The 22,169-nt window shown below is 48.7% G+C and carries 19 protein-coding genes and 1 pseudogene; 4 read left to right on the top strand and 16 right to left on the bottom strand.

Going from position 1 to position 22,169, the window contains the following annotated elements; translation table 11 throughout:
- Nucleotides 1-18: 18 nt before the first annotated feature.
- The 5 genes and pseudogenes from narU to yddG form a co-directional block, all read right to left on the bottom strand.
- Nucleotides 19-1,407, bottom strand: a complete 1,389-nt coding sequence (gene narU, locus ACJHYR_RS01425; RefSeq protein WP_001207933.1) for a nitrate/nitrite transporter NarU — start codon at nt 1,405-1,407, stop codon at nt 19-21.
- A gap of 314 nt (nt 1,408-1,721) precedes the next feature.
- Nucleotides 1,722-2,975 (bottom strand): leucine-rich repeat domain-containing protein, encoded by a 1,254-nt coding sequence (locus ACJHYR_RS01420; protein ID WP_072837517.1) that lies wholly within the window; start codon nt 2,973-2,975, stop codon nt 1,722-1,724.
- A gap of 443 nt (nt 2,976-3,418) precedes the next feature.
- Nucleotides 3,419-3,706, bottom strand: a pseudogene (locus ACJHYR_RS01415) (leucine Rich Repeat family protein); the annotation flags it as partial.
- Nucleotides 3,707-4,466: 760 nt separating this feature from the next.
- Nucleotides 4,467-5,567, bottom strand: coding sequence for a porin OmpC (gene ompC, locus ACJHYR_RS01410; RefSeq protein WP_059328040.1), 1,101 nt, complete (start codon nt 5,565-5,567; stop codon nt 4,467-4,469).
- A gap of 258 nt (nt 5,568-5,825) precedes the next feature.
- Nucleotides 5,826-6,707 carry an aromatic amino acid efflux DMT transporter YddG gene (gene yddG / locus ACJHYR_RS01405; RefSeq protein WP_000198204.1) on the bottom strand — a complete coding sequence of 294 codons (882 nt, stop codon included), beginning with the start codon at nt 6,705-6,707 and terminating at the stop codon, nt 5,826-5,828.
- A 231-nt stretch (nt 6,708-6,938) separates the two neighbouring features.
- Here yddG and fdnG point away from each other — a divergent pair, with 231 nt between their 5' ends.
- Genes fdnG through fdnI form a run of 3 tightly spaced genes read left to right on the top strand, consistent with a single transcriptional unit; the run spans nt 6,939 to nt 11,529 of the window.
- Nucleotides 6,939-9,986 (top strand): formate dehydrogenase-N subunit alpha, encoded by a 3,048-nt coding sequence (gene fdnG / locus ACJHYR_RS01400; protein ID WP_015912497.1) that lies wholly within the window; start codon nt 6,939-6,941, stop codon nt 9,984-9,986.
- Nucleotides 9,987-9,998: 12 nt separating this feature from the next.
- Nucleotides 9,999-10,883 (top strand): formate dehydrogenase N subunit beta, encoded by an 885-nt coding sequence (fdnH, locus tag ACJHYR_RS01395; RefSeq protein WP_001240582.1) that lies wholly within the window; start codon nt 9,999-10,001, stop codon nt 10,881-10,883.
- Nucleotides 10,876-11,529 carry a formate dehydrogenase-N subunit gamma gene (gene fdnI, locus ACJHYR_RS01390; RefSeq protein ID WP_000045646.1) on the top strand — a complete coding sequence of 218 codons (654 nt, stop codon included), beginning with the start codon at nt 10,876-10,878 and terminating at the stop codon, nt 11,527-11,529. The genes fdnH and fdnI overlap by 8 nt, the downstream gene beginning before the upstream one ends.
- A 227-nt stretch (nt 11,530-11,756) precedes the next feature.
- Here the strand turns inward: fdnI and ACJHYR_RS01385 are convergent, their stop codons facing one another.
- The 6 genes from ACJHYR_RS01385 to bdm all read right to left on the bottom strand — a co-directional run bounded on the left by ACJHYR_RS01385 (nt 11,757) and on the right by bdm (nt 15,957).
- A complete protein-coding gene (locus tag ACJHYR_RS01385; protein WP_000781370.1) occupies nt 11,757-12,041 on the bottom strand; it encodes a HigA family addiction module antitoxin in 285 nt (94 codons plus the stop codon).
- The gene (locus tag ACJHYR_RS01380) at nt 12,041-12,319 is read right to left on the bottom strand and encodes a type II toxin-antitoxin system RelE/ParE family toxin (protein ID WP_000605676.1); all 279 of its coding nucleotides are present in this window, start codon (nt 12,317-12,319) and stop codon (nt 12,041-12,043) included. The genes ACJHYR_RS01385 and ACJHYR_RS01380 overlap by 1 nt, the downstream gene beginning before the upstream one ends.
- Before the next feature lie 185 nt (nt 12,320-12,504).
- The gene (adhP, locus tag ACJHYR_RS01375) at nt 12,505-13,515 is read right to left on the bottom strand and encodes an alcohol dehydrogenase AdhP (protein WP_072837516.1); all 1,011 of its coding nucleotides are present in this window, start codon (nt 13,513-13,515) and stop codon (nt 12,505-12,507) included.
- A 133-nt stretch (nt 13,516-13,648) separates the two neighbouring features.
- Nucleotides 13,649-15,346, bottom strand: coding sequence for a malate dehydrogenase (gene maeA, locus ACJHYR_RS01370; RefSeq protein WP_000433464.1), 1,698 nt, complete (start codon nt 15,344-15,346; stop codon nt 13,649-13,651).
- Between the two features lie 156 nt (nt 15,347-15,502).
- Nucleotides 15,503-15,640, bottom strand: a complete 138-nt coding sequence (gene sra / locus ACJHYR_RS01365) for a stationary-phase-induced ribosome-associated protein (RefSeq protein ID WP_000841554.1) — start codon at nt 15,638-15,640, stop codon at nt 15,503-15,505.
- Nucleotides 15,641-15,741: 101 nt separating this feature from the next.
- Nucleotides 15,742-15,957 (bottom strand): biofilm-dependent modulation protein, encoded by a 216-nt coding sequence (gene bdm, locus ACJHYR_RS01360; RefSeq protein WP_000495766.1) that lies wholly within the window; start codon nt 15,955-15,957, stop codon nt 15,742-15,744.
- A gap of 344 nt (nt 15,958-16,301) precedes the next feature.
- Between bdm and osmC the strand changes: the two genes are divergently transcribed.
- Complete coding sequence (gene osmC / locus ACJHYR_RS01355; protein ID WP_000152305.1) at nt 16,302-16,733, top strand: peroxiredoxin OsmC; 432 nt, start codon at nt 16,302-16,304, stop codon at nt 16,731-16,733.
- Between the two features lie 55 nt (nt 16,734-16,788).
- Here the strand turns inward: osmC and ACJHYR_RS01350 are convergent, their stop codons facing one another.
- Genes ACJHYR_RS01350 through ACJHYR_RS01330 form a run of 5 tightly spaced genes read right to left on the bottom strand, consistent with a single transcriptional unit; the run spans nt 16,789 to nt 22,158 of the window.
- Complete coding sequence (locus ACJHYR_RS01350) at nt 16,789-17,715, bottom strand: ABC transporter ATP-binding protein (protein WP_001285562.1); 927 nt, start codon at nt 17,713-17,715, stop codon at nt 16,789-16,791.
- Complete coding sequence (locus tag ACJHYR_RS01345) at nt 17,708-18,694, bottom strand: ABC transporter ATP-binding protein (protein WP_000193511.1); 987 nt, start codon at nt 18,692-18,694, stop codon at nt 17,708-17,710. The genes ACJHYR_RS01350 and ACJHYR_RS01345 overlap by 8 nt, the downstream gene beginning before the upstream one ends.
- Complete coding sequence (gene ddpC / locus ACJHYR_RS01340; RefSeq protein WP_000979593.1) at nt 18,691-19,587, bottom strand: D,D-dipeptide ABC transporter permease; 897 nt, start codon at nt 19,585-19,587, stop codon at nt 18,691-18,693. The genes ACJHYR_RS01345 and ddpC overlap by 4 nt, the downstream gene beginning before the upstream one ends.
- Nucleotides 19,584-20,606: an ABC transporter permease gene (locus ACJHYR_RS01335; protein WP_000145091.1), complete on the bottom strand. Its 1,023-nt coding sequence runs from the start codon at nt 20,604-20,606 to the stop codon at nt 19,584-19,586. The genes ddpC and ACJHYR_RS01335 overlap by 4 nt, the downstream gene beginning before the upstream one ends.
- A gap of 1 nt (nt 20,607) precedes the next feature.
- Entirely contained in the window at nt 20,608-22,158 is a 1,551-nt protein-coding gene (locus ACJHYR_RS01330) for an ABC transporter substrate-binding protein (protein WP_000830497.1), read from the bottom strand.
- Nucleotides 22,159-22,169 lie beyond the last annotated feature (11 nt).

Here is a 22,169-nt window from a genome sequence, read left to right as displayed (position 1 = left end):
GTGTCAGGCATCGATCTCTTATTTTTGGCTGAACTTCCGCCGACCATAAACCAGCCAGGTCAGCAGCACACAAACGATGTAGAAGATTAAAAACACTTTCATCGCGCCTACCGGAGAGCCGGTCATATTGAGCGACATGCCAAACGCCTGCGGAATGAAAAAGCCGCCCACTGCGCCAATGGCTGAGATAAAGCCCAGAGCCGCCGCCGTTTCGGTGACGGCTTCTCTCTGAGCTTGCTCATCACTACCGCCTTTCATCTTCACCCGATAAATGGTTATCTGGCGAAAGATGACGGCGATCATCTGGAAAGTAGAACCACTTCCCAGACCTGCGGTCAGAAACAACCCCATAAATACGGCGTAAAATGCGATGAAATTACCGGAGCCTGTGCCCGGTAAGGTAAGGAACAGCAGGGCGCTGAAAATCGCCATAAAAATGAAGTTGATCAACGTCACCCGCACGCCGCCGAATTTATCGGAAATAGCACCACCAACCGACCGCGCGATGGCACCAATAAATGGGCCAAAGAACGCCAGGCGCAGAATATTCACATCAGGGAACTGAGTTTTCGCCAGCATGGCAAAACCCGCAGAAAAACCGATAAACGAACCGAAGGTGGCAAGGTAAAGCAGGCTCAGCAGCCAGAGATGCAGGCGTTGTAACACTGGCAGCTGGTCGGCAATTGACGCGCGTGAACTGGCGATATCATTCATCCCTGACCAGGCGGCGATCGTGGCAATCGCCAGTAATGGCACCCAAATCCATGCGGCATTCGCCAGCGACATCACCGAACCGTCGGCCTGCGGTACGCCATTGACGCCGAGAAAGGCAAATACGGGTACAAAAATGACCAACGGTGCAACCAGCTGCATCACACTTACACCTAAGTTTCCTAATCCGCCATTAATCCCAAGTGCGCTCCCTTGTTTGGCTTTTGGGAAGAAGAAACTGATATTGCCCATGCTCGAAGCAAAGTTCGCACCTGCAAAACCGCATAGCAAAGCGATAACGATAAATATCCCAAAAGGAGTATTCGGATTCTGCACGGCAATTCCGAGCCAGACGCAAGGAATAATCAGGATTGCAGTACTAAAAACCGTCCATCGGCGCCCACCAAATATAGGCACCATAAAGGAGTAGGGGACACGCAATAATGCGCCAGAAACGGAGGGTAATGCGGTTAATAAAAAGAGTTGATCGGTAGTGAAATTAAAACCGATTTTATTGAGATTAACAGTAACTGCGCTAAATAGCATCCAGACACAGAAGGCAAGAAGTAGACAACTGACTGATATCCAGAGGTTTCTTCGAGCAATATGTTTTCCTTTATTTTCCCAGAAGGCCGGATTTTCTGGTTTCCAGTCGCGCAAAAGATAACGACTAGTTTTCTCATTTTGCAGTGCCATATTGTTCCTCACATGTACACATTGGTAATGAAAAAAAGACAAAACAGGAGGTAAGGCGCAATAGCCAGTTATTAGAATTAAGGATGAATTGGGTGAAGTGCTGATTGAAAGAATAGATAAGAAAGCGTAACCGCGGGGGCAGAATGGGGATTAAACAGACAGATATGTGTTACTAAATGTAACTAACAAGCTAACCATTAAACGGATGTTAACCTATGTATGCATGTCATGATCCAACCCTTCAGATGATGAATCCAAAGGGTTTATATTTTTAACAAGACCAGACACTTATAGAATTAGTGATAATTTATTCACTAAAAAGGCCATGAACTGGAGGAAAACGTTCTGTCCAGAAAGTCTATCGGTTCCTCTCTTATCGCCTCATTGTAATAATCGTTATTACAGTAAGTATTGTTTATTTCATCTAAGGTCATATTTTTAATTTTTATATTCCTCTGGTTTACAACTTCTTCTGTTTTATAAGTATGTATATTATATGGGTTACATGCATTTTTAATATGATAGTGAAACAATTCGTTATCCACATATACTCCGTCAGAGTGAACTTCAAATGCACCAGGCGAAAGAATTGCCAGGCCAGTATTAAGCTTAAGTGCTGGGGAAAATAAATTAAATAACATGAGCTGGATAGTAGGGCAATTGTTCTTCCCAGAAACATTTAAAAAATTTAAGTTTTTGCTCTGTTTTATTATGGGGAATAAAGTTTCAATATCGGACGTATTCTTAGTGTCAATGCGGGTTATTTTATTATTGTCCAACCTTAAACTTTTGATAGATGAAAGATAAGTCAGGAAATGAAGGTTTATTTTTTCCAACTGATTGTTCGCAGCGTTTAATGTCTGAACATTGCAGAAGTTGCTAAAGAACACTTTAATTTCAGAAAGCAAGTTGTTGTTGATAAGTAACGTATTCAAGTTGGGAAATAAGGCATTATGTAAACTTGTTAGTTTATTATGGGATAGATCCAGCAGTAAAAGTTCATCTTTATTTCCTGCCACAATATCAGTTAATTGATTGTGGCTGAGATTCAGGTACTGCAGCCTTTCGCAACATTTTAATTGCACAAACTCTAGTTGATTATGTGCCGCACTAAAATAAGCAATTGATGAAAGCCTATCTATATCAATATTTCTGAGAGAATTATTATTCATAGATATATGTGTAATGCTTACATTTCTACCTTGAGGAAAATTTATTGACTCAAGAGCATTACTATTCAGACTAAGGTTGATGAGTCTATCGTAGGTGGTTGCATCAAAATGTTTGAGTTGGTTCTCATCAAGATTGATAGAGGTGAAGTTTTGCAGTCCTGGTGGTTGGGTAGTTAAATTAAGCCCTGATAAATCAATATCATTCTGTTTCGACAAAAAAGCAAAATTTATCCTTTTAGCGGCTTCGTTTCGGCATTCCGGACGATGGATTTCACCTGTAAGTATGCGTTCTGCTTTCCATTTATTTAATTCGCGCATCCAGTTAAGTTCATTTTTTTCTGGATGTTGCTGTATGGATTGTGGATTTATTTTATTAAATATTGAAGGGAATTTCATAACTGCTCCGTAGTAATGCTTTATTTTAATGATTTATTACCCTTGATAAATCAGGATGTGTTTTATAACTCTGTTGTAAAGGATTGGCTTAACCAATTATTGGCTGTTGGACCAAAACCTAAGGAAGGTTTATCCTCATTATGAATATAATAACAGACGGGTGTGCCCGTTGGGTCCTTTAGCCCCGAGTGTGAGGGTAGAGAAGAGGAATTTGACTTATAGTCACCAACCCCGTACATGCGATGCATAGGCAGAATGGCTTTTAGTTCTGCGTCAGAAAATATTGTTTCTTCTTCTATTAAGGTGTACTCTCTGGAATAATATTTTGATCTATAACGAATAGACATTGAGTCATTGTCTTTTATATGATTTCCTTCGGAATTCTCGCTTACTTCTACAAGATGTTCATCGCTGGTATCGATATTTGTGATTGCCAGGTTATAAGATAAATCAATGGTCACTTCATTAGTGTCATCAATTATATTTCTTACTGCAGCCCAGTACTGCATTTGGGCAAGTGGATCATTGTTGATGCCGTTAACTAATACATGCCAAAGATGTTTTGATGATATTAATTGATCAATGTCATCTGTTGGCAATAAATTGTTATTGCTTAAGTTTAAATATTCCAGTTTTGTAGTAGTTTTCGCGTTTAAATGTGCAATATGGTTGTCGTTTAAAGTGATTTTCTCCACTATGGGGTGATTGTGTAATATAATGTCATTGATCATATTATGATGGGCACTTAACTCAATCAGAGATTCTTGCCGGGAGAGATCCAGCGATGCTAGCTTGTTATAATGAAGATTAAGAAATTTCAGTTTATAACTATCAGAAATATTAATTTTTGTCAGATTGTTATTTTGCGCTTCCAGGTTAACCAATGAATGCTGATTTTTAAAATCCAAACTTTCCAGATTGTTGTGATCAATATAAATATTTTCCAGTTTTGATTCATTTGGAAAGGTTATCGTTTTAATTTTATTAAAGCTAAGGTTGATATTGACGAGGCTGGCATTGTCAGTAAAGTCAAGACAAGTGAGACAATTGTTTTCCAGATTTAACGTGTTAACTGTCGAGGGGATAGGCGGTAACTCACTCAAATCAAGATATGACAAATCAAGAGATGCCATGTTCGAATTGTAAGCTTCTTTAATTCGCTCTACGGCAATTGCTCTTTCTTCACCATTATTAAGCGACTTATTACCCCATTGTGCCAGTCGTTCACAAAAATTGCTGGAGATGGTTTCTTTGTTAGGTAATGCGTTATTTAATTGATAACTGGCATTATTTTTTACACAAGCTGTATTAATATTGGTCATAATCACTCATCAATAAATATTATAGTAAGATGTCCCCGGAGGGTATGGAAGAATATTAATTGAGGTGAATGACCAGAAATATCAAAAATTGCTCATTTTTACTTAAGGAGTCATACAGCAGCACTTAAATCAAAAACCAGCCCAGAGAAGGGCTGGTCAGGAGAGGATGTTAGAACTGATAGGTAATGCCCGTTGCGACGATGTTATCGGTGCGAATATCTACGGCACGGGTAAAGTCGCTTTCATCAATCAGGTTGATTTTATAATCAACATAGGTCGACATATTTTTGTTGAAGAAATACGTCGCACCAACGTCGATATACTCAATCATGTCCTGGTCGCCGTAGCGGCCCAGATCTCTGCCTTTCGATTTCAGGTAAGCGAGTGATGGGCGCAAGCCGAAGTCGAATTGATATTGTGCCACTACTTCAAAACTTTGTGCTTTGTTAGAGATATAACCATCGCCATAGGTGGTCATGTTTAATGTTTCAGCGTAATTAGCTGCAAAGTAGATGTTGTTGGCATCATATTTTATACCTGTAGCCCACAGTTCTGCATTCTTACCGGAGGCATTGAGAGGATTAGCAGCGGCTCTTTCCTGCGCATTTGTCCGATCGGATTTGGTATACACCGCACCGATACCAAAGCCATCATAAACATAAGTTGAGGAGATACCGAAACCGTCACTATTGGCACGCGTGTAGTCAGCACCATAAAGATGACCATTGTCAGTGCGTTCATTTTTGCCTTGATATTGCGCGGCAAAGTTCAGACCTTCAATTAAGCCGAAGAAATCGTAGTTGCGATAGGTTGCCACACCGGTAGTACGGTATGTCATGAAGACATCTTTCTGACTCCAGGTATCGCCACCAAATTCTGGCAACATATCGGTCCATGAACCAATGTCATAGCCGACACCGTAGTTACGACCATAGTCCAGAGAGCCAAATTCACTAATTTTTAAACCTGCATAGGCCAGACGGGTCTTGTTACCGCGCGAGCCGTTGGCTTCATCGTTATAGCCTTTAAAATCATATTCCCAGTGACCAAAACCAATCATTTGATCATTGATTTGCGTTTCTCCTTTAAAGCCGAGACGGGCATAAGTTTTATCACCATCGTCACGCTTATCATCAGTAAAATAACGTAGAGCGGTAACCTTGCCATAAAGGTCGAGTTTATTACCATCCTTGTTATAGACTTCGGCAGCGTGTGCTACGTTCGCAGCTAACAAACCAGTTACAACCACCGCAACTATTTTTAATTTCATTTAACAGAATCCTTTTAATTATCGTTAAACGTATTTTCTAAACGAATTTTAAACGGCGTCATTTATAAATGACATACTGTTTTTAAAATAGAATGGTGATTAAAAACAATGAGAAAAATAGATGAAATAATATTATTTATCGATATGTGATCGAAGTCGAAATGAAATATAAGGTGAACTACTGGTATTTGAAATTTATTTTTTTATATTGTCGGAATTTATCTGATTAACTGCCGGGCCGTAGACCCGACAATTATTTTAGCCACGACGTGTCGCCAGCCAGCAGAGCAGGGAACCGCCGCAGACCATTAGCGCGCCTTGCCAGAACGAGAACGACAGCGGGGCGCTGAGCAGCACGGCTGCAAGCGCTGAGGAAAGAACGGGCGTAAAATACGAACCTACCGCCATAATGGTGACGTTGCCATGTAATATACCGACGTTCCATGCAGCATAAGCAAATCCTAAGGTAAATGCCGCAGAGGTGAGTTTAATCATGACGGGCGTGCTAAATACCATTTCTGGTTGTGGCGTGAGAAAATAGTAAACCCACAGACTTGCTCCCGTTAGTAGGACAAAAACGGTAATTCCGTTAAATCCGCGTGCGTATTTATTCGTTACTGTGCAATAGGCTGCCCAGATAAACGCACCAATAAACGCCAGGAAATAACTCAATGGGCTGGTGGTGATATTATTGATGATTTCATCATAATGTAACCCATTGTCACCACCTAACACCCAGCAGACGCCAACCAGGGCTAATAATAATCCTGGTACAATCAGCCAGTTGGTTTTCTGACCATTAAACAGAATGGCAAAGAGAATTGTCAGGCTGGGCCACAGATAGTTCACCATACCCACTTCAATCGCCTGATGACGGGTCGCCGCATATCCTAAGGAAAGCGCCAGACAGATTTCATAGCTGACGAATAACAGACACCCGGCGAGTAAATAGCCTTTCGGGATCTGCCGAATACGCGGAAATCCAACCGTGAAGATTAACAGCAGCCCGCTTAATGAATAGATAGCAGCTGCGCCGCCGACCGGGCCGAGCCCCTCACTGACACCGCGAATCAATCCTACCATCGTGCTCCACAGGACGATCGCTATTAGCCCTATGAGCGTTGCTTTTTGTCGTGTCATGCTCGCTGTTTTGTCTCTCTTGCCGTTAAAAATTAAGCTGAATTTTATAGCATTTTTTTAACTGGCCTGTCAGGCAGAGGTGCGTTTTTCTACCGCTATTGAGGTAGGTCAATTTGCGCAGGCGGATTATTTTGTGGCAAACACGTGTTCTTTTTGATTTCGCGCAAAAAGATTCAGAATTTTACTGTTAGTTTCCTCGCGCAGTAATACCCCTGAAAAAAGAGGAAAGCAATGGACGTCAGTCGCAGACAATTTTTTAAAATCTGCGCGGGCGGTATGGCTGGAACAACAGTAGCGGCATTGGGCTTTGCCCCAAAGCAAGCACTGGCTCAGGCGCGAAACTACAAATTATTACGCGCTAAAGAGATCCGTAACACCTGCACATACTGTTCCGTAGGTTGCGGGCTATTGATGTATAGCCTGGGTGATGGCGCGAAAAACGCCAGAGAAGCGATTTATCACATTGAAGGTGACCCGGATCATCCGGTAAGCCGTGGTGCGCTGTGCCCGAAAGGGGCCGGTTTGCTGGATTACGTCAACAGCGAAAACCGTCTGCGCTACCCGGAATATCGTGCGCCAGGTTCTGACAAATGGCAGCGCATTAGCTGGGAAGAAGCATTCTCCCGTATTGCGAAGCTGATGAAAGCTGACCGTGACGCTAACTTTATTGAAAAGAACGAGCAGGGCGTAACGGTAAACCGTTGGCTTTCTACCGGTATGCTGTGTGCCTCCGGTGCCAGCAACGAAACCGGGATGCTGACCCAGAAATTTGCCCGCTCCCTCGGGATGCTGGCGGTAGACAACCAGGCGCGCGTCTGACACGGACCAACGGTAGCAAGTCTTGCTCCAACATTTGGTCGCGGTGCGATGACCAACCACTGGGTGGATATCAAAAACGCTAACGTCGTAATGGTGATGGGTGGTAACGCTGCGGAAGCGCATCCCGTCGGTTTCCGCTGGGCGATGGAAGCGAAAAACAACAACGATGCAACCTTGATCGTTGTCGATCCCCGTTTTACGCGTACCGCTTCTGTGGCGGATATTTACGCACCTATTCGTTCCGGTACGGACATTACGTTCCTGTCTGGCGTTTTGCGCTACCTGATCGAAAACAACAAAATCAACGCCGAATACGTTAAGCATTACACCAACGCCAGCCTGCTGGTGCGTGATGATTTTGCTTTCGAAGATGGCCTGTTCAGCGGTTATGACGCTGAAAAACGCCAGTACGATAAATCGTCCTGGAACTATCAGTTCGATGAAAACGGCTATGCGAAACGCGATGAAACACTGACTCATCCGCGCTGTGTGTGGAACCTGCTGAAAGCGCACGTTTCCCGCTACACGCCGGACGTTGTTGAAAACATCTGTGGTACGCCAAAAGCCGACTTCCTGAAAGTGTGTGAAGTGCTGGCCTCCACCAGCGCACCGGATCGCACAACCACCTTCCTTTACGCGCTGGGCTGGACGCAGCACACCGTGGGTGCGCAGAACATCCGTACTATGGCGATGATCCAGTTACTGCTCGGTAACATGGGTATGGCCGGTGGCGGCGTGAACGCATTGCGTGGTCACTCCAACATTCAGGGCCTGACCGACTTAGGCCTGCTCTCTACCAGCCTGCCGGGTTATCTGACGCTGCCGTCAGAAAAACAGGTTGATTTGCAGTCGTATCTGGAAGCGAACACGCCGAAAGCGACGCTGGCTGATCAGGTGAACTACTGGAGCAACTATCCGAAGTTCTTCGTTAGCCTGATGAAATCTTTCTACGGCGATGCCGCGCAGAAAGAGAACAACTGGGGCTACGACTGGCTGCCTAAGTGGGACCAGACCTACGACGTCATCAAGTATTTCAACATGATGGACGAAGGCAAAGTCACCGGTTATTTCTGCCAGGGCTTTAACCCGGTTGCGTCCTTCCCGGACAAAAACAAAGTGGTGAGCTGCTTGAGCAAGCTGAAGTACATGGTGGTTATCGATCCGCTGGTGACTGAAACCTCTACCTTCTGGCAGAACCACGGCGAGTCGAACGATGTCGATCCGGCGTCTATTCAGACTGAAGTATTCCGTCTGCCTTCGACCTGCTTTGCTGAAGAAGATGGTTCTATCGCTAACTCCGGTCGCTGGTTACAGTGGCACTGGAAAGGTCAGGACGCGCCGGGCGAAGCGCGTAACGACGGCGAAATTCTGGCGGGTATCTACCATCATCTGCGCGAGTTGTACCAGGCCGAAGGTGGTAAAGGCGTAGAACCGCTGATGAAGATGAGCTGGAACTACAAGCAGCCGCACGAACCGCAATCTGACGAAGTAGCTAAAGAGAACAACGGCTATGCGCTGGAAGATCTCTATGATGCTAATGGCGTGCTGATTGCGAAGAAAGGTCAGTTGCTGAGTAGCTTTGCGCATCTGCGTGATGACGGTACAACCGCATCTTCTTGCTGGATCTACACCGGTAGCTGGACAGAGCAGGGCAACCAGATGGCTAACCGCGATAACTCCGACCCGTCCGGTCTGGGGAATACGCTGGGATGGGCCTGGGCGTGGCCGCTCAACCGTCGCGTACTCTACAACCGTGCTTCGGCGGATATCAACGGTAAACCGTGGGATCCGAAACGGATGCTGATCCAGTGGAACGGCAGCAAGTGGACGGGTAACGATATTCCGGACTTCGGCAATGCCGCACCGGGTACGCCAACCGGGCCGTTTATCATGCAGCCGGAAGGGATGGGACGCCTGTTTGCCATCAACAAAATGGCGGAAGGTCCGTTCCCGGAGCACTACGAGCCAATTGAAACGCCGCTGGGCACTAACCCGCTGCATCCGAACGTGGTGTCTAACCCGGTTGTTCGTCTGTATGAACAAGACGCGCTGCGGATGGGTAAAAAAGAGCAGTTCCCGTATGTGGGTACGACCTATCGTCTGACCGAGCACTTCCACACCTGGACCAAGCACGCGTTGCTCAACGCAATTGCTCAGCCGGAACAGTTTGTGGAAATCAGCGAAACGCTGGCGGCGGCGAAAGGCATCGCCAATGGCGACCGTGTCACCGTATCCAGCAAGCGTGGCTTTATCCGCGCGGTGGCTGTGGTAACGCGCCGTCTGAAGCCGCTGAATGTAAACGGTCAGCAGGTTGAAACGGTGGGTATTCCAATCCACTGGGGCTTTGAGGGTGTCGCGCGTAAAGGTTATATCGCTAACACTCTGACGCCGAATGTCGGTGATGCAAACTCGCAAACGCCGGAATATAAAGCGTTCTTAGTCAACATTGAGAAGGCGTAAGGGGGCGAACAGATGGCTATGGAAACGCAGGACATTATCAAAAGGTCCGCAACTAACTCCATCACGCCGCCTTCTCAGGTGCGTGATTACAAAGCAGAAGTCGCGAAACTTATCGACGTTTCCACCTGTATCGGCTGTAAAGCCTGTCAGGTGGCGTGTTCAGAGTGGAACGACATCCGTGATGAAGTGGGGCACTGCGTCGGGGTTTACGATAACCCCGCCGATCTGAGCGCCAAGTCCTGGACGGTGATGCGCTTTAGCGAAACCGAACAGAACGGCAAGCTGGAGTGGCTGATCCGTAAAGACGGCTGTATGCACTGTGAAGATCCGGGCTGCCTGAAGGCGTGCCCGTCTGCTGGTGCAATCATTCAGTACGCTAACGGGATTGTTGATTTCCAGTCGGAAAACTGCATCGGGTGTGGTTACTGCATTGCTGGGTGTCCGTTTAATATTCCGCGCCTCAACAAAGAGGATAACCGGGTATATAAATGCACGCTCTGCGTCGATCGCGTCAGCGTCGGCCAGGAACCGGCTTGTGTGAAAACCTGTCCGACCGGGGCTATCCACTTCGGCACCAAGAAGGAGATGCTGGAGCTGGCGGAACAGCGCGTGGCGAAACTGAAAGCGCGTGGTTACGAACATGCTGGCGTCTACAACCCGGAAGGGGTCGGTGGTACGCACGTTATGTACGTGCTGCATCACGCCGATCAGCCGGAGCTGTATCACGGTCTGCCGAAAGATCCGAAGATCGACACCTCGGTAAGCCTGTGGAAAGGCGCGTTGAAACCGCTGGCAGCGGCTGGCTTTATTGCCACTTTTGCCGGGTTGATTTTCCACTACATCGGTATTGGCCCGAATAAGGAAGTGGACGATGACGAGGAGGATCATCATGAGTAAGTCGAAAATGATTGTGCGCACCAAATTTATTGATCGCGCCTGTCACTGGACCGTGGTGATTTGCTTCTTCCTGGTGGCGCTGTCCGGGATTTCGTTCTTCTTCCCGACGCTGCAATGGCTGACGCAAACCTTCGGTACGCCGCAGATGGGGCGCATTTTGCACCCGTTCTTCGGCATTGCGATTTTCGTCGCGCTGATGTTTATGTTTGTGCGTTTTGTGCATCACAACATCCCGGATAAGAAAGATATTCCGTGGCTGTTGAACATTGTCGAAGTATTGAAAGGCAATGAGCATAAAGTAGCGGATGTCGGTAAGTACAACGCCGGGCAAAAGATGATGTTCTGGTCGATCATGAGCATGATTTTCGTGCTGCTGGTGACCGGGGTGATTATCTGGCGTCCGTACTTTGCGCAGTACTTCCCGATACAGGTTGTCCGTTATAGCCTGCTGATCCACGCGGCTGCGGGTATCATCCTGATCCACGCCATCCTGATCCATATGTATATGGCATTCTGGGTGAAAGGATCGATTAAAGGGATGATCGAAGGAAAGGTGAGCCGTCGCTGGGCGAAGAAACACCATCCACGCTGGTATCGTGAAATCGAGAAGGCAGAAGCGAAAAAAGAGAGTGAAGAAGGGATATAATCTCTTTTGAACTTTAAGCTGAAAATGGCGCTGTAAAAGGCGTCATTTTCATATTGTAGACAACGTAGGCTTTGTTCATGCCGGATGCGGCGTGACGCCTTATCCGGCCTACAAACCCTTCAAATCCAATAGATTGCAGTGAACTTGTAGGCCTGATAAGCGTAGCGCATCAGGCAATGTTGCGTTTGTCATCAGTTCTAAATGGCGCTTTATAAAGTGCCATTTTTTTATTGCGTAACCAGACGGCGTAATCGCGACACATCCACCGTTTTTTCAGCCTCTGCCAGACTCCAGGCGTTTTGCAGATTCAGCCACATTTGCGGCGAACTGCCGATCACCACGGAAAGTTTAATTGCCATTTCTGGCGTCAAAGCTGCTTTTCCGGTCAGCAATCGGCTTGCCGTTGAGGGCGCAATTTCCATTGCTCTGGCAAACTCGCGCAGGCTGACATTAAGTTCGTCCAGTGATTCCTGAATAATGTCCCCCGGGCGGGGATGATTGGCCATTTTCATCAGTGATAGTCCTCGTAATCCAGTATGTATGCATCGCCATTGACGAATTCAAATGTGATTCGCCAGTTGCCCGAGACAGATATCGCCCAAATTCCATCGCGATCGCCGCTTAACGGGTGTAGTCGGTAACCGGGCATATCGATATCAGCAAGACAGCTTGCCGCATCAATCACAGCAAGTCGATGGCGTAATCGTTTGACTTGCGTCGGTATAACGCCGGAGGTTTTGCCGAGAAGAAACAAGTCACGCAATCCCTTGTGTCTGAAATTCATTATCATCTCTTCATCCTTGTTCCCTCGAAAGGAACACTATCACTATTGTTCCGTGCAGCGCAACAAATTTCGCTACGTTTTCGCGAATTGTGAGGGGAAAGATGGGGGAGGAAAAGAAGAAGAGTGAAATTGCGGAAAGCGTCTCGCAAAACAGGCTGCGACCCGAACATGGCAGTCGCAGCAAAGGCTTCTTAGCGGCGGAAATCAATCACCATACGGCCACGGATTTTGCCTTCTTCCATCTCAGTAAAGATGGTGTTGATGTCCGCTAACGGACGCAGGGCGACTTTCGGCACCACTTTGCCTTCGACGGCAAACTGGAAGGCTTCGGTGAGATCCTGGCGCGTGCCGACCAGCGAACCGACCACTTCAATACCATCCAGCACCAGCCGTGGGATATCCAGGCTCATAGACTCCGGCGGCAGACCGACTGCCACAACACGCCCGCCTGCACGAACGGCATCGACCGCAGAGTTAAACGCAGCTTTAGCTACCGCTGTCACCACCGCAGCGTGTGCACCACCGGTTTTCTCCTGCACAATTTTGGCGGCGTCTTCGGTGCGTGAGTTAATCGCTAAATCTGCACCCATTTCGGTTGCCAGTTTCAACTGCTCATCATTGACATCAATGGCGATCACTTTGGCGTTAAAGACATTCTTCGCGTATTGCAGGGCGAGGTTACCCAGACCGCCAAGACCGTAGATAGCAATCCACTGCCCTGGACGAATTTTTGACAGCTTAACGGCTTTGTAGGTGGTGACCCCCGCACAGGTAATGCTGCTGGCCGCCGCCGAGTCCAGACCATCTGGCACTTTTACCGCGTAATCGGCGACCACGATGCACTCTTCCGCCATCCCGCCATCAACGCTGTATCCGGCATTTTTAACTGAACGGCAGAGCGTTTCGTTACCACTGTTACAGTATTCGCAATGACCGCATCCTTCGTAAAACCACGCCACGCTGGCACGATCGCCTGGTTTTAATGAGGTGACACCTGGGCCAACTTCTGCCACCACACCGATGCCTTCATGGCCCAGAATTACGCCGGTTTTGTCACCAAAATCGCCATTCTTAACATGAAGATCGGTGTGACATACACCACAACACTCCATTTTCAGCAGGGCTTCGCCATGTTTCAGTGAGCGCAGTGTTTTATTCGTAACGTCAACATGATGATCCTTCGTAACAACTGCAGCCTTCATAGTTCCTCCTTTTCGGATGATGTTCTGCATAGCAGGTGAGGCAAATGAGATTTATTCGCCACTACCCAGTATGGATGAGATCTGAAAAAGGGAGAGGGAAATTGCCCGGTAGCCTTCACTACCGGGCGCAGGCTTAGATGGAGGTACGGCGGTAGTCGCGGTATTCGGCCTGCCAGAAATTATCATCAATGGCCTGTTGCAGAGCTTCGGCGGAGGTTTTCACCGCCACGCCTTGCTGCTGCGCCATTTTGCCAACCGCAAAGGCAATTGCGCGGGAGACTTTCTGAATATCTTTCAGTTCCGGTAGTACCAGACCTTCGCCGTTCAGGACCAGCGGCGAATACTGAGCAAGCGTTTCACTTGCCGACATCAGCATCTCATCGGTGATACGTGACGCGCCGGAAGCAATAACGCCCAGCCCGATGCCCGGGAAAATAAAGGCGTTGTTACACTGGGCGATAGGGTAGATTTTATCTTTCCATACCACTGGGTTAAACGGACTGCCAGTGGCGACCAGCGCGTTACCTTCAGTCCAGGCGATAATGTCCTGCGGTGTGGCTTCCACGCGTGAAGTCGGGTTAGACAGCGGCATCACGATCGGACGCGGACAGTGTTTATGCATCTCACGGATGATCTCTTCCGTAAACAGCCCGGTCTGTCCTGAGACGCCAATCAGAATATCTGGTTTTACATTACGCACCACATCCAGCAGTGACAGCACATCGCTGTCGGTATCCCAGTCACTGAGGTTTTCGCGTTTCTGCACCAGTTTGGTCTGGAAAGGCAGCAGGTTCGGCATCTTGTCGGTCAGCAGGCCAAAGCGATCGACCATAAAGACTTTCTGCCGCGCCGCTTCCTCGCTTAATCCTTCGCGCTGGGTCTGGGCGATGATCATTTCGGCAATGCCGCATCCCGCTGAACCTGCGCCAAGGAAGACGATTTTTTTCTCGCTCAGTTGACCACCCGCCGCGCGGCTGGCTGCGATCAGTGTGCCGACCGTTACCGCCGCGGTGCCCTGAATGTCATCGTTAAAAGAACAAATTTCATTGCGATAGCGGTTAAGTAACGGCATCGCATTTTTTTGTGCGAAGTCTTCAAACTGCAACAGCACGTCCGGCCAGCGTTGTTTCACAGCCTGGATAAATTCATCAACGAATTCATAGTATTCGTCGTCAGTGATACGCGGATTACGCCAGCCCATATACAGCGGATCGTTAAGCAGCTGTTGGTTGTTCGTTCCGACATCCAGCACCACCGGAAGGGTATACGCCGGGCTGATGCCGCCACAAGCGGTATAGAGCGACAGTTTACCGATCGGAATGCCCATCCCGCCGATGCCCTGGTCACCAAGCCCCAGAATACGTTCGCCGTCAGTCACCACAATCACTTTAATATTATGGTTCGGCACGTTTTGCAGAATATCGTCCATATTGTGGCGGTTCTGGTAAGAGATAAACACGCCGCGTGAACGGCGGTAGATCTCAGAAAAACGCTCACAGGCTGCGCCGACGGTTGGGGTATAAATAACAGGCATCATCTCATCAAGATGATTGTTTACCAGACGGTAGAAGAGGGTTTCGTTAGTGTCCTGGATGTTACGCAGGTAGATGTGTTTGTCGATTTCGGTTTTGAATCCCTGATACTGGATCCATGCTCGTTCCGCTTGTTCTTCGATGGTTTCGACCACTTCCGGCAGTAACCCCAGCAGGTTGAAGTTACGGCGTTCTTCCATGCTGAAGGCGCTGCCTTTATTCAACAACGGAAATTCCAGCAGTACAGGGCCAGCGTAAGGAATATAAAGCGAACGCTGTTTTTTTGTTTTTGGTTCCATGTCACTCACTCTTTTTTGAATATCCATCCCTGGCACGCTTTTATCGTCTTTGCTTTACCGCCAGGGCGTCGGCCCCAAGTATAAAGCAGATAAAAACAAAAACACCATTGCGCAGGCAATGGTGTTTAATCGTCATTGAGGACTGATGGTTATGAATTACTTTTCAGCGGGGCGTTTTCTGCCGGTTGGGTTATTTACCACGCTGGATTTGTCACCTTCGGTAACTATTTTGCGCTGGTTAGAAATTTTATGGTCCAGTCCAAGAATATGACGTGCCTGACGGTTCGATTTCATTTTAACTCCTCAATCCTGTTGCTAGTTTTAAGGACAACATCGCCGTAGCGAAGAAACACGTGCTAAACCCCTAAATTAGGTTGCCGATCAAGCATAGCACCTTAAAGCGTAGGGTGCTGGCCACTGACCACATAATTGATCGTTTGCTGGTAGATATCACTGAGGATGTCGTTATCAGAAGCTTCCACCCATTTGGTCAGCTCCATGAGAATGTCATCTTCAGTGACAACACCGTGCTCTGCCCGAAGGCCTTGCTCAATGGCATTAACCAGAGCGGGTTCTGCTGTTGAATTTTCTGCCTGATAATAAGTAAACATAGCGATTCTCCGTGTCTGTGTATTTTTGGTGTCTGCTACGGATCGCAGATATATAAAGCACATTCAGCATGGCAAATATTTGCCGCTTCGTTGTTAAGATTAGTCCTGGTTGATAATTTTTATATTATAACACCATGATATTCATAGGGATTGTAATTGGGGCGATCCGATTAATATTGATACAATATCTTTTGGATTATATATTCCCCGTTATCTATTGTGGGAATTTAATTTAAGTACAGAGATAATGTTTTCGCCGGATTTTATTCGGAATATCCTGCTTATCCTCGTGCGGTTTCTCACGTAGTCTATAATTTCCTTTTTAAGCCCACAGGAGAGCAACAATGACAATCCATAAGAAAGGTCAGGCACACTGGGAAGGCGATATCAAACGCGGGAAGGGAACTGTATCCACCGAGAGCGGCGTGCTGAACCAACAGCCGTATGGATTTAACACGCGTTTTGAAGGCGAAAAAGGAACCAACCCTGAAGAACTGATTGGCGCAGCGCATGCCGCATGTTTCTCAATGGCGCTTTCATTAATGCTGGGGGAAGCGGGATTCACGCCAACATCGATTGATACCACCGCCGATGTGTCGCTGGATAAAGTGGATGCAGGTTTTGCGATTACTAAAATCGCACTGAAGAGCGAAGTTGCGGTGCCGGGTATTGATGCCTCTACTTTTGACGGCATTATCCAGAAAGCAAAAGCAGGATGCCCGGTTTCTCAGGTACTGAAAGCTGAAATTACGCTTGATTACCAGTTGAAATCGTAAAGCGTTGCCGGATGACGCGTCAGGCGCGTGATTGCCTGATGCGTTGTTAGCGTCTCTACAGCGCCCGCCAGCACCGGATCTCACGTCCGTCCTCCCTTATTGTTAATGATTGCCGGACTTCACATCCGTGGGTTGCCAGAGGGCAGCGTTCGCGGAAAAAACAGCCTTGTGGCAACGTGCGGTTTCCTGGTAGATCCGTTTTACGTAATGCCCATTCTTCCTCCAGCGGTTTATCAATGGCGGGGAGGGAATCCAGCAATAATCGGGTGTATGGATGTGCCGGAGCTGTCAGCACCTGTTGCGCGTCTCCTAGTTCCACAATCTGTCCGAGATACATCACCGCCACCCGATCGCTCATATGACGTATCACCGAGACATTGTGTGAAATCAGCACATAAGTCAGCCCGCGATTTTCCTGTAGCGTTACCAGTAAATTGAGGATCTGCGCCTGCACGGAGATATCCAGCGCCGAGGTTGGTTCATCAAGCACAATCACGTCAGGCTGCGAAGAGAGTGCTCTGGCAATGGCGATACGTTGCCGCTGCCCGCCTGAGAACGCATGAGGCAAGCGATCGAGATACTCCGGACGAATACCCACCTGCACAGCCAGCTCCTCTGCCAACGCTCGCCGCTGTTGTTCACTACTACGCTTAGCTATCCAGAGCGGTTCTGTGATGATGCGCCACACCGGTAAGCGCGGATTGAGCGAAGAGAGCGGGTCCTGAAACACCATCTGCATAATGCGTTGTGATCTTGAACGGATGTACTGCCCGTGGCTCGGTTGCAGCATACCCATTAAAAGCTGTGCGAGGGTGCTTTTGCCGCAGCCTGACTCACCGACGATCCCTAAGGTTTCACTACGACGGATCTGTAAATCAATACCATTGATGGCATGAACATGTTCCGTAGTTTTACCAAGCCAGTTTTTTCGGGCCGGGAAATTGATATGGACGTCGCGTAACGTTAATAACGTGTCAGACACTAATGACCTCCTGCTGAGGATACCAACAGGCGCAGCGGTGGTTGTTGTCACCATACGCTGTTAGCGCCGGGACGTTTTCACACTGTGCACCTGCCGCATAGCAACGATCGCGAAAAGCGCAGCCGTCAGGCAAATGGGTGAGGTTTGGTACCGTCCCCGGAATAGCGGGTAATGGCTGGCGCGGTATTCCATGTTCCGGTGCGCATTGCAGCAAACCAATGGTATACGGATGCCGGGGATGATGGATAACGTCTGCCGTCACGCCGCTCTCAATCACGCTTCCGGCATACATCACGTAAACGCTATCGCACAGTTGCGACACCACGGCCATATCATGGCTGATGAACAGTACCGCAGTTCCACTGGCGCGGGCTTTATGTTTAAGCAGACGCAGTACCTGCAACTGTACCGTGACGTCCAGCGCCGTAGTCGGTTCGTCGGCAATAATCAATTGCGGCTCGCAGGAGAATGCCAGCGCAATCATTACCCGCTGTCGCATACCACCTGAAAGCTCAAACGGATAGCGCGACATAACTTCCACGGCATCCGGGATTTGCATCTCTTCCAGCAGGGCAATCGCTTTAGCTCTGGCTTCCCGACGACTTTTTGGTTGATGATGGCGGATCACGTCCATCATCTGAAGACCTATTCGACGTGTCGGATTAAGGGCGGTCATCGGTTCCTGAAAGATCATCGCCACTCGTGCGCCGCGCCACTGACGAAGCTGTTTTTCCCGAGCGTTAAGAGCATCTTCTCCCAGCAGTGAAATATGTCCCCGATGTACGCAATAACTGCCCGTCGGTAACAGACGCATAATCAACATTGCAGTGACTGATTTACCCGAGCCGGATTCTCCCACCAGACCGACAATTTCACCGCGGTTGATTTTCAATGACACATTGTTGAGCGCGTGAACATCACCGTTAAAACCGGGGAAACTCAAATGCAGTTGTTGAATGTCCAGAACGGGTTGGGTCATGACTGCTTTCCTCCTGCTTTCGGGTCAAGCAGATCGCGAATACCATCACCAAAGAGATTAAACCCGACGGCGGTAAGCAAAATCGCTGCCCCCGGAAATGCGCAATACCACCATTGATCGAGCACATAGTTGCGACCATTCGCCACCATCGCCCCCCATTCAGCACTTGGTTGTTGAGCACCCAGGCCAATAAATCCCAACGTGGCGGCCATTAAAATCGCGCTACCGATATCCAGCGATGCCTGCACAATCAGCGGCGGCAGGGAGTTACGTAAAATATGCCAGTTGATCAGATGCCAACGCGACGCACCAAAGGTTTTCGCCGCCTGAACATAGGTATACTGGCGAACAACTAATGTTTGCCCCCGCGCCAGGCGCACATAAAAGGGAATTCGCACAATAGCAATCGCCAGCATGGCGTTAAACAAACTCGGCCCGAGAGCGGCTGCCAGTGCCATTGTCAGCACCAGCGAAGGAATCGACAGCATAATGTCCATGATGCGCATGATAATCGCGTCTGCGCGTCCGCCAAGCACACCGGATAGACACCCGAGTAGCGACCCCATCATACCTGCAATGGCGACCACCACTAATCCGGCGAGAATTGATTGCTGACTGCCGACCAGTACGCGGCTAAACAGATCGCGTCCCACTTCATCGGTGCCAAACCAGTGCGCCGCAGAAGGCGGCAAAAGGCGGGCGGTTAAATCAATGGCGTTGGGATCATGCGTCGCCAGCCACGGTGAAAAAATCATCATCAGTAGCATTAATACAATGATGACTGCGCCGGTCACGGTAAGCGGGCTGCCTTTCAGCATCCATACCAGTTTTGCACCGTTAAATCGCGTTTGTTTTGGTGGGCGCACGGCTGACGTTTCCTCGCTTAGCATCATTCACCACCTCCACGTCCGATACGCGGATCAATCCACAAATAGAGCAAATCCACCACCAGGTTGACCAGCACATAAGCAAACGAAACCACGACGGCAAATCCCATCACCGCAGGGAAGTCGAGCGCCTGTATTGATGTCACTACCCATGCCCCCATTCCGGGCCAGGCAAAAACGGTTTCGGTGAGCACTGCGCCATACAACAAATCGCCCAGCGCCAGACCCAATACGGTAATCGAGGGGATCAACGCATTGGGTAGCGCATAACATAAAACGATATACCAGCCGGGCAAGCCGCTGGCCCGGGCGGTACGAATGTAATCTTCACTCAATTGTTCCAGCATAGCTGAGCGGATCTGGCGAGCGACAATTCCCAGGTGAACGAACGCCAGCGTTAATGCCGGTAAGATGAGATGTTGCAGCGCATTGAAGAAGACTTCACCGTTGCCTTCAAGCAGCGCATCGAGCAGATAAAAGCCGGTAACGTGCGTTGGTGGATCCAGCCAGTCATCAAGCCTTCCGCCGCCGGGAAGAATTTGCAGATGACCATAAAACAGCACAATGACGCCCAGCCCAAGCCAGAACGCAGGTGTGGAGATTCCGGTAATGGCCATTATTCGCACCAGATGATCCAGCCAGCGATTTCGCCAGACTGCAGAGAGTATGCCCAGCGGGATGCCAATCAGGAGTGCCAGCAGCAGGGCACAAAAAGCCAGTTCCAGCGTCGCCGGGAAAAATATACGCAACTCTTCCAGCACCGGACGCCCGGTACGAATGGATGTTCCCAGGTCACCCTGAAACAGGTCGCTGACGTAGCGGTAAAACTGTACGTACAGTGGCTGGTCCAGTCCCAGTTGCTGGCGAATATTATCCACGATAGCATCGCTGGCGCGGTCACCCGCCAGTAACCGCGCCGGATCGCCGGGGATCAGGTGCGAGATAATAAACGTTATCACACAGACGCCCGCCACCACGAGCACCAGCCCCCAGCAGCGTTGGCGTAAAATACTCCAGAAGGTCACGTTATTTACTCATGGTATTGATATTGAAGACCTGTTCCAGCATGGGATTGAACACAAAACCTTTCACCTCTTTGTTCATCGCCAGTTGGTAGTTTTTCTGGAACAGGTACACATAAGCAGCGTCATCAATGACGATTTTCTGTGCCTGCTGGTAGTCCCGAGTACGCTGCGTCTGGTCGGTGGTCGCTAGCGCATTGCGCAGTAACTTATCGACCTCACTGTTTTCATAGAACGAGCGGTTACCCGGCAGACCTTTTTTGTCTGACTCAAACCAGTAATTCATAAACATATACGGGTCGGCAAAATCCGGACTCCAGTTGCCAATCGCAATGTCATAATCACCTTTTCCCACTCTGTCGCGCATGGTGGCGTTCGCCAGCTTTTCCAGCTTCACGTTGATGCCCAGCTTGTTGAGACTGGATTGTGTCGCCAGAGCAATAGGCTCCCAGTTCGGATCATTATCAGAATAGAGAAACGTCAGGCTGGTGGGTTTGCTCGTCACTTTATCCCATTCGGCTTTGGCTTTCGTTTCGTCATGGTTGTATTGCATTGCCGTCGCATCGTATCCCCACATGCCTTCCGGAATCGGGCCGCGCATTTGTTTTCCGTTACCACTCAGAATGCCGTTAACCATACCCTGATAATCGGTAGACCAGGAAATGGCCCGACGCAGATCCGCCTGATTAAGTGGCGCTTTGCTGTTATTCAGATACAGATAGGTGACGCGCAGTGACGGATACTCTGCCACATTGACTTTGTTTTCCTGCTTCAGTGCGTTGAGTTGATCCACCGGCAGCGCATCGGCAATGTCAATGTCGCCACGGGAGAGCTGCAGGCGACGGGAAGCACTTTCACCGATAATTTTTACCGATACCCGTTTGAAATTCGGTTTATTGCCGGGGTAATGCGGATTTGGCACCAGAACTAATTGCTGACCTTTTTGCCAGCTTTTCAGCATAAACGGTCCGGAGCCAGCGGTATTTTGCGCGAGGAAACCACGAGCATCATCCGCCGCATGCTCCTTTAAGACCGCCGGATTGATAATGGATGCACCGTCATTCGCCAGCGTGTAGAGGAACGGTGCGAATGGCTGGCTAAGGGTAAACCTCACTGTATGTTCGTCGGGAGCATCAATCTTTAAATCTTTGGGAAATGCTTCTGCTGGCCCCTGGCCGATTTTTAGTAACCGCTCAAAAGAGAGTTTTACTGCTTCGGCAGTGACAGGAGTGCCATCGGCAAATTTAGCATTATCCTTCAGGGTGAATGTCCACTCTTTTTGATCGTCAGACGCTTTCCAGCTACTCGCCAGATCGCCTTCAACGTCGGTTGAGCCTTTATCACCGTCCGTTTTGTACTGAACCAGTCGCTGATAAGACGGGTAGGTCACTGTCCAGTCGTTATTATCAATTGTCACCGCTGGGTCGAGGGTTTGTGGGTCGGCAGCTTTACCGATCACCAGCATATCTTTCGGTACGGCGGCGTGCGCAACCGGCATTGTTGTGGCAAGGACGATCGCGAGCAATGTAGGACGAAACAAAATCGATCTCTTCATGACAGTTTCCT

Origin of the sequence: Escherichia sp. WS1450, from assembly GCF_046487395.1 — a bacterium.
GTDB classification, from domain to species: Bacteria; Pseudomonadota; Gammaproteobacteria; order Enterobacterales; family Enterobacteriaceae; genus Escherichia; species Escherichia coli.
This window is presented reverse-complemented; position numbering and strand designations above follow the sequence as displayed.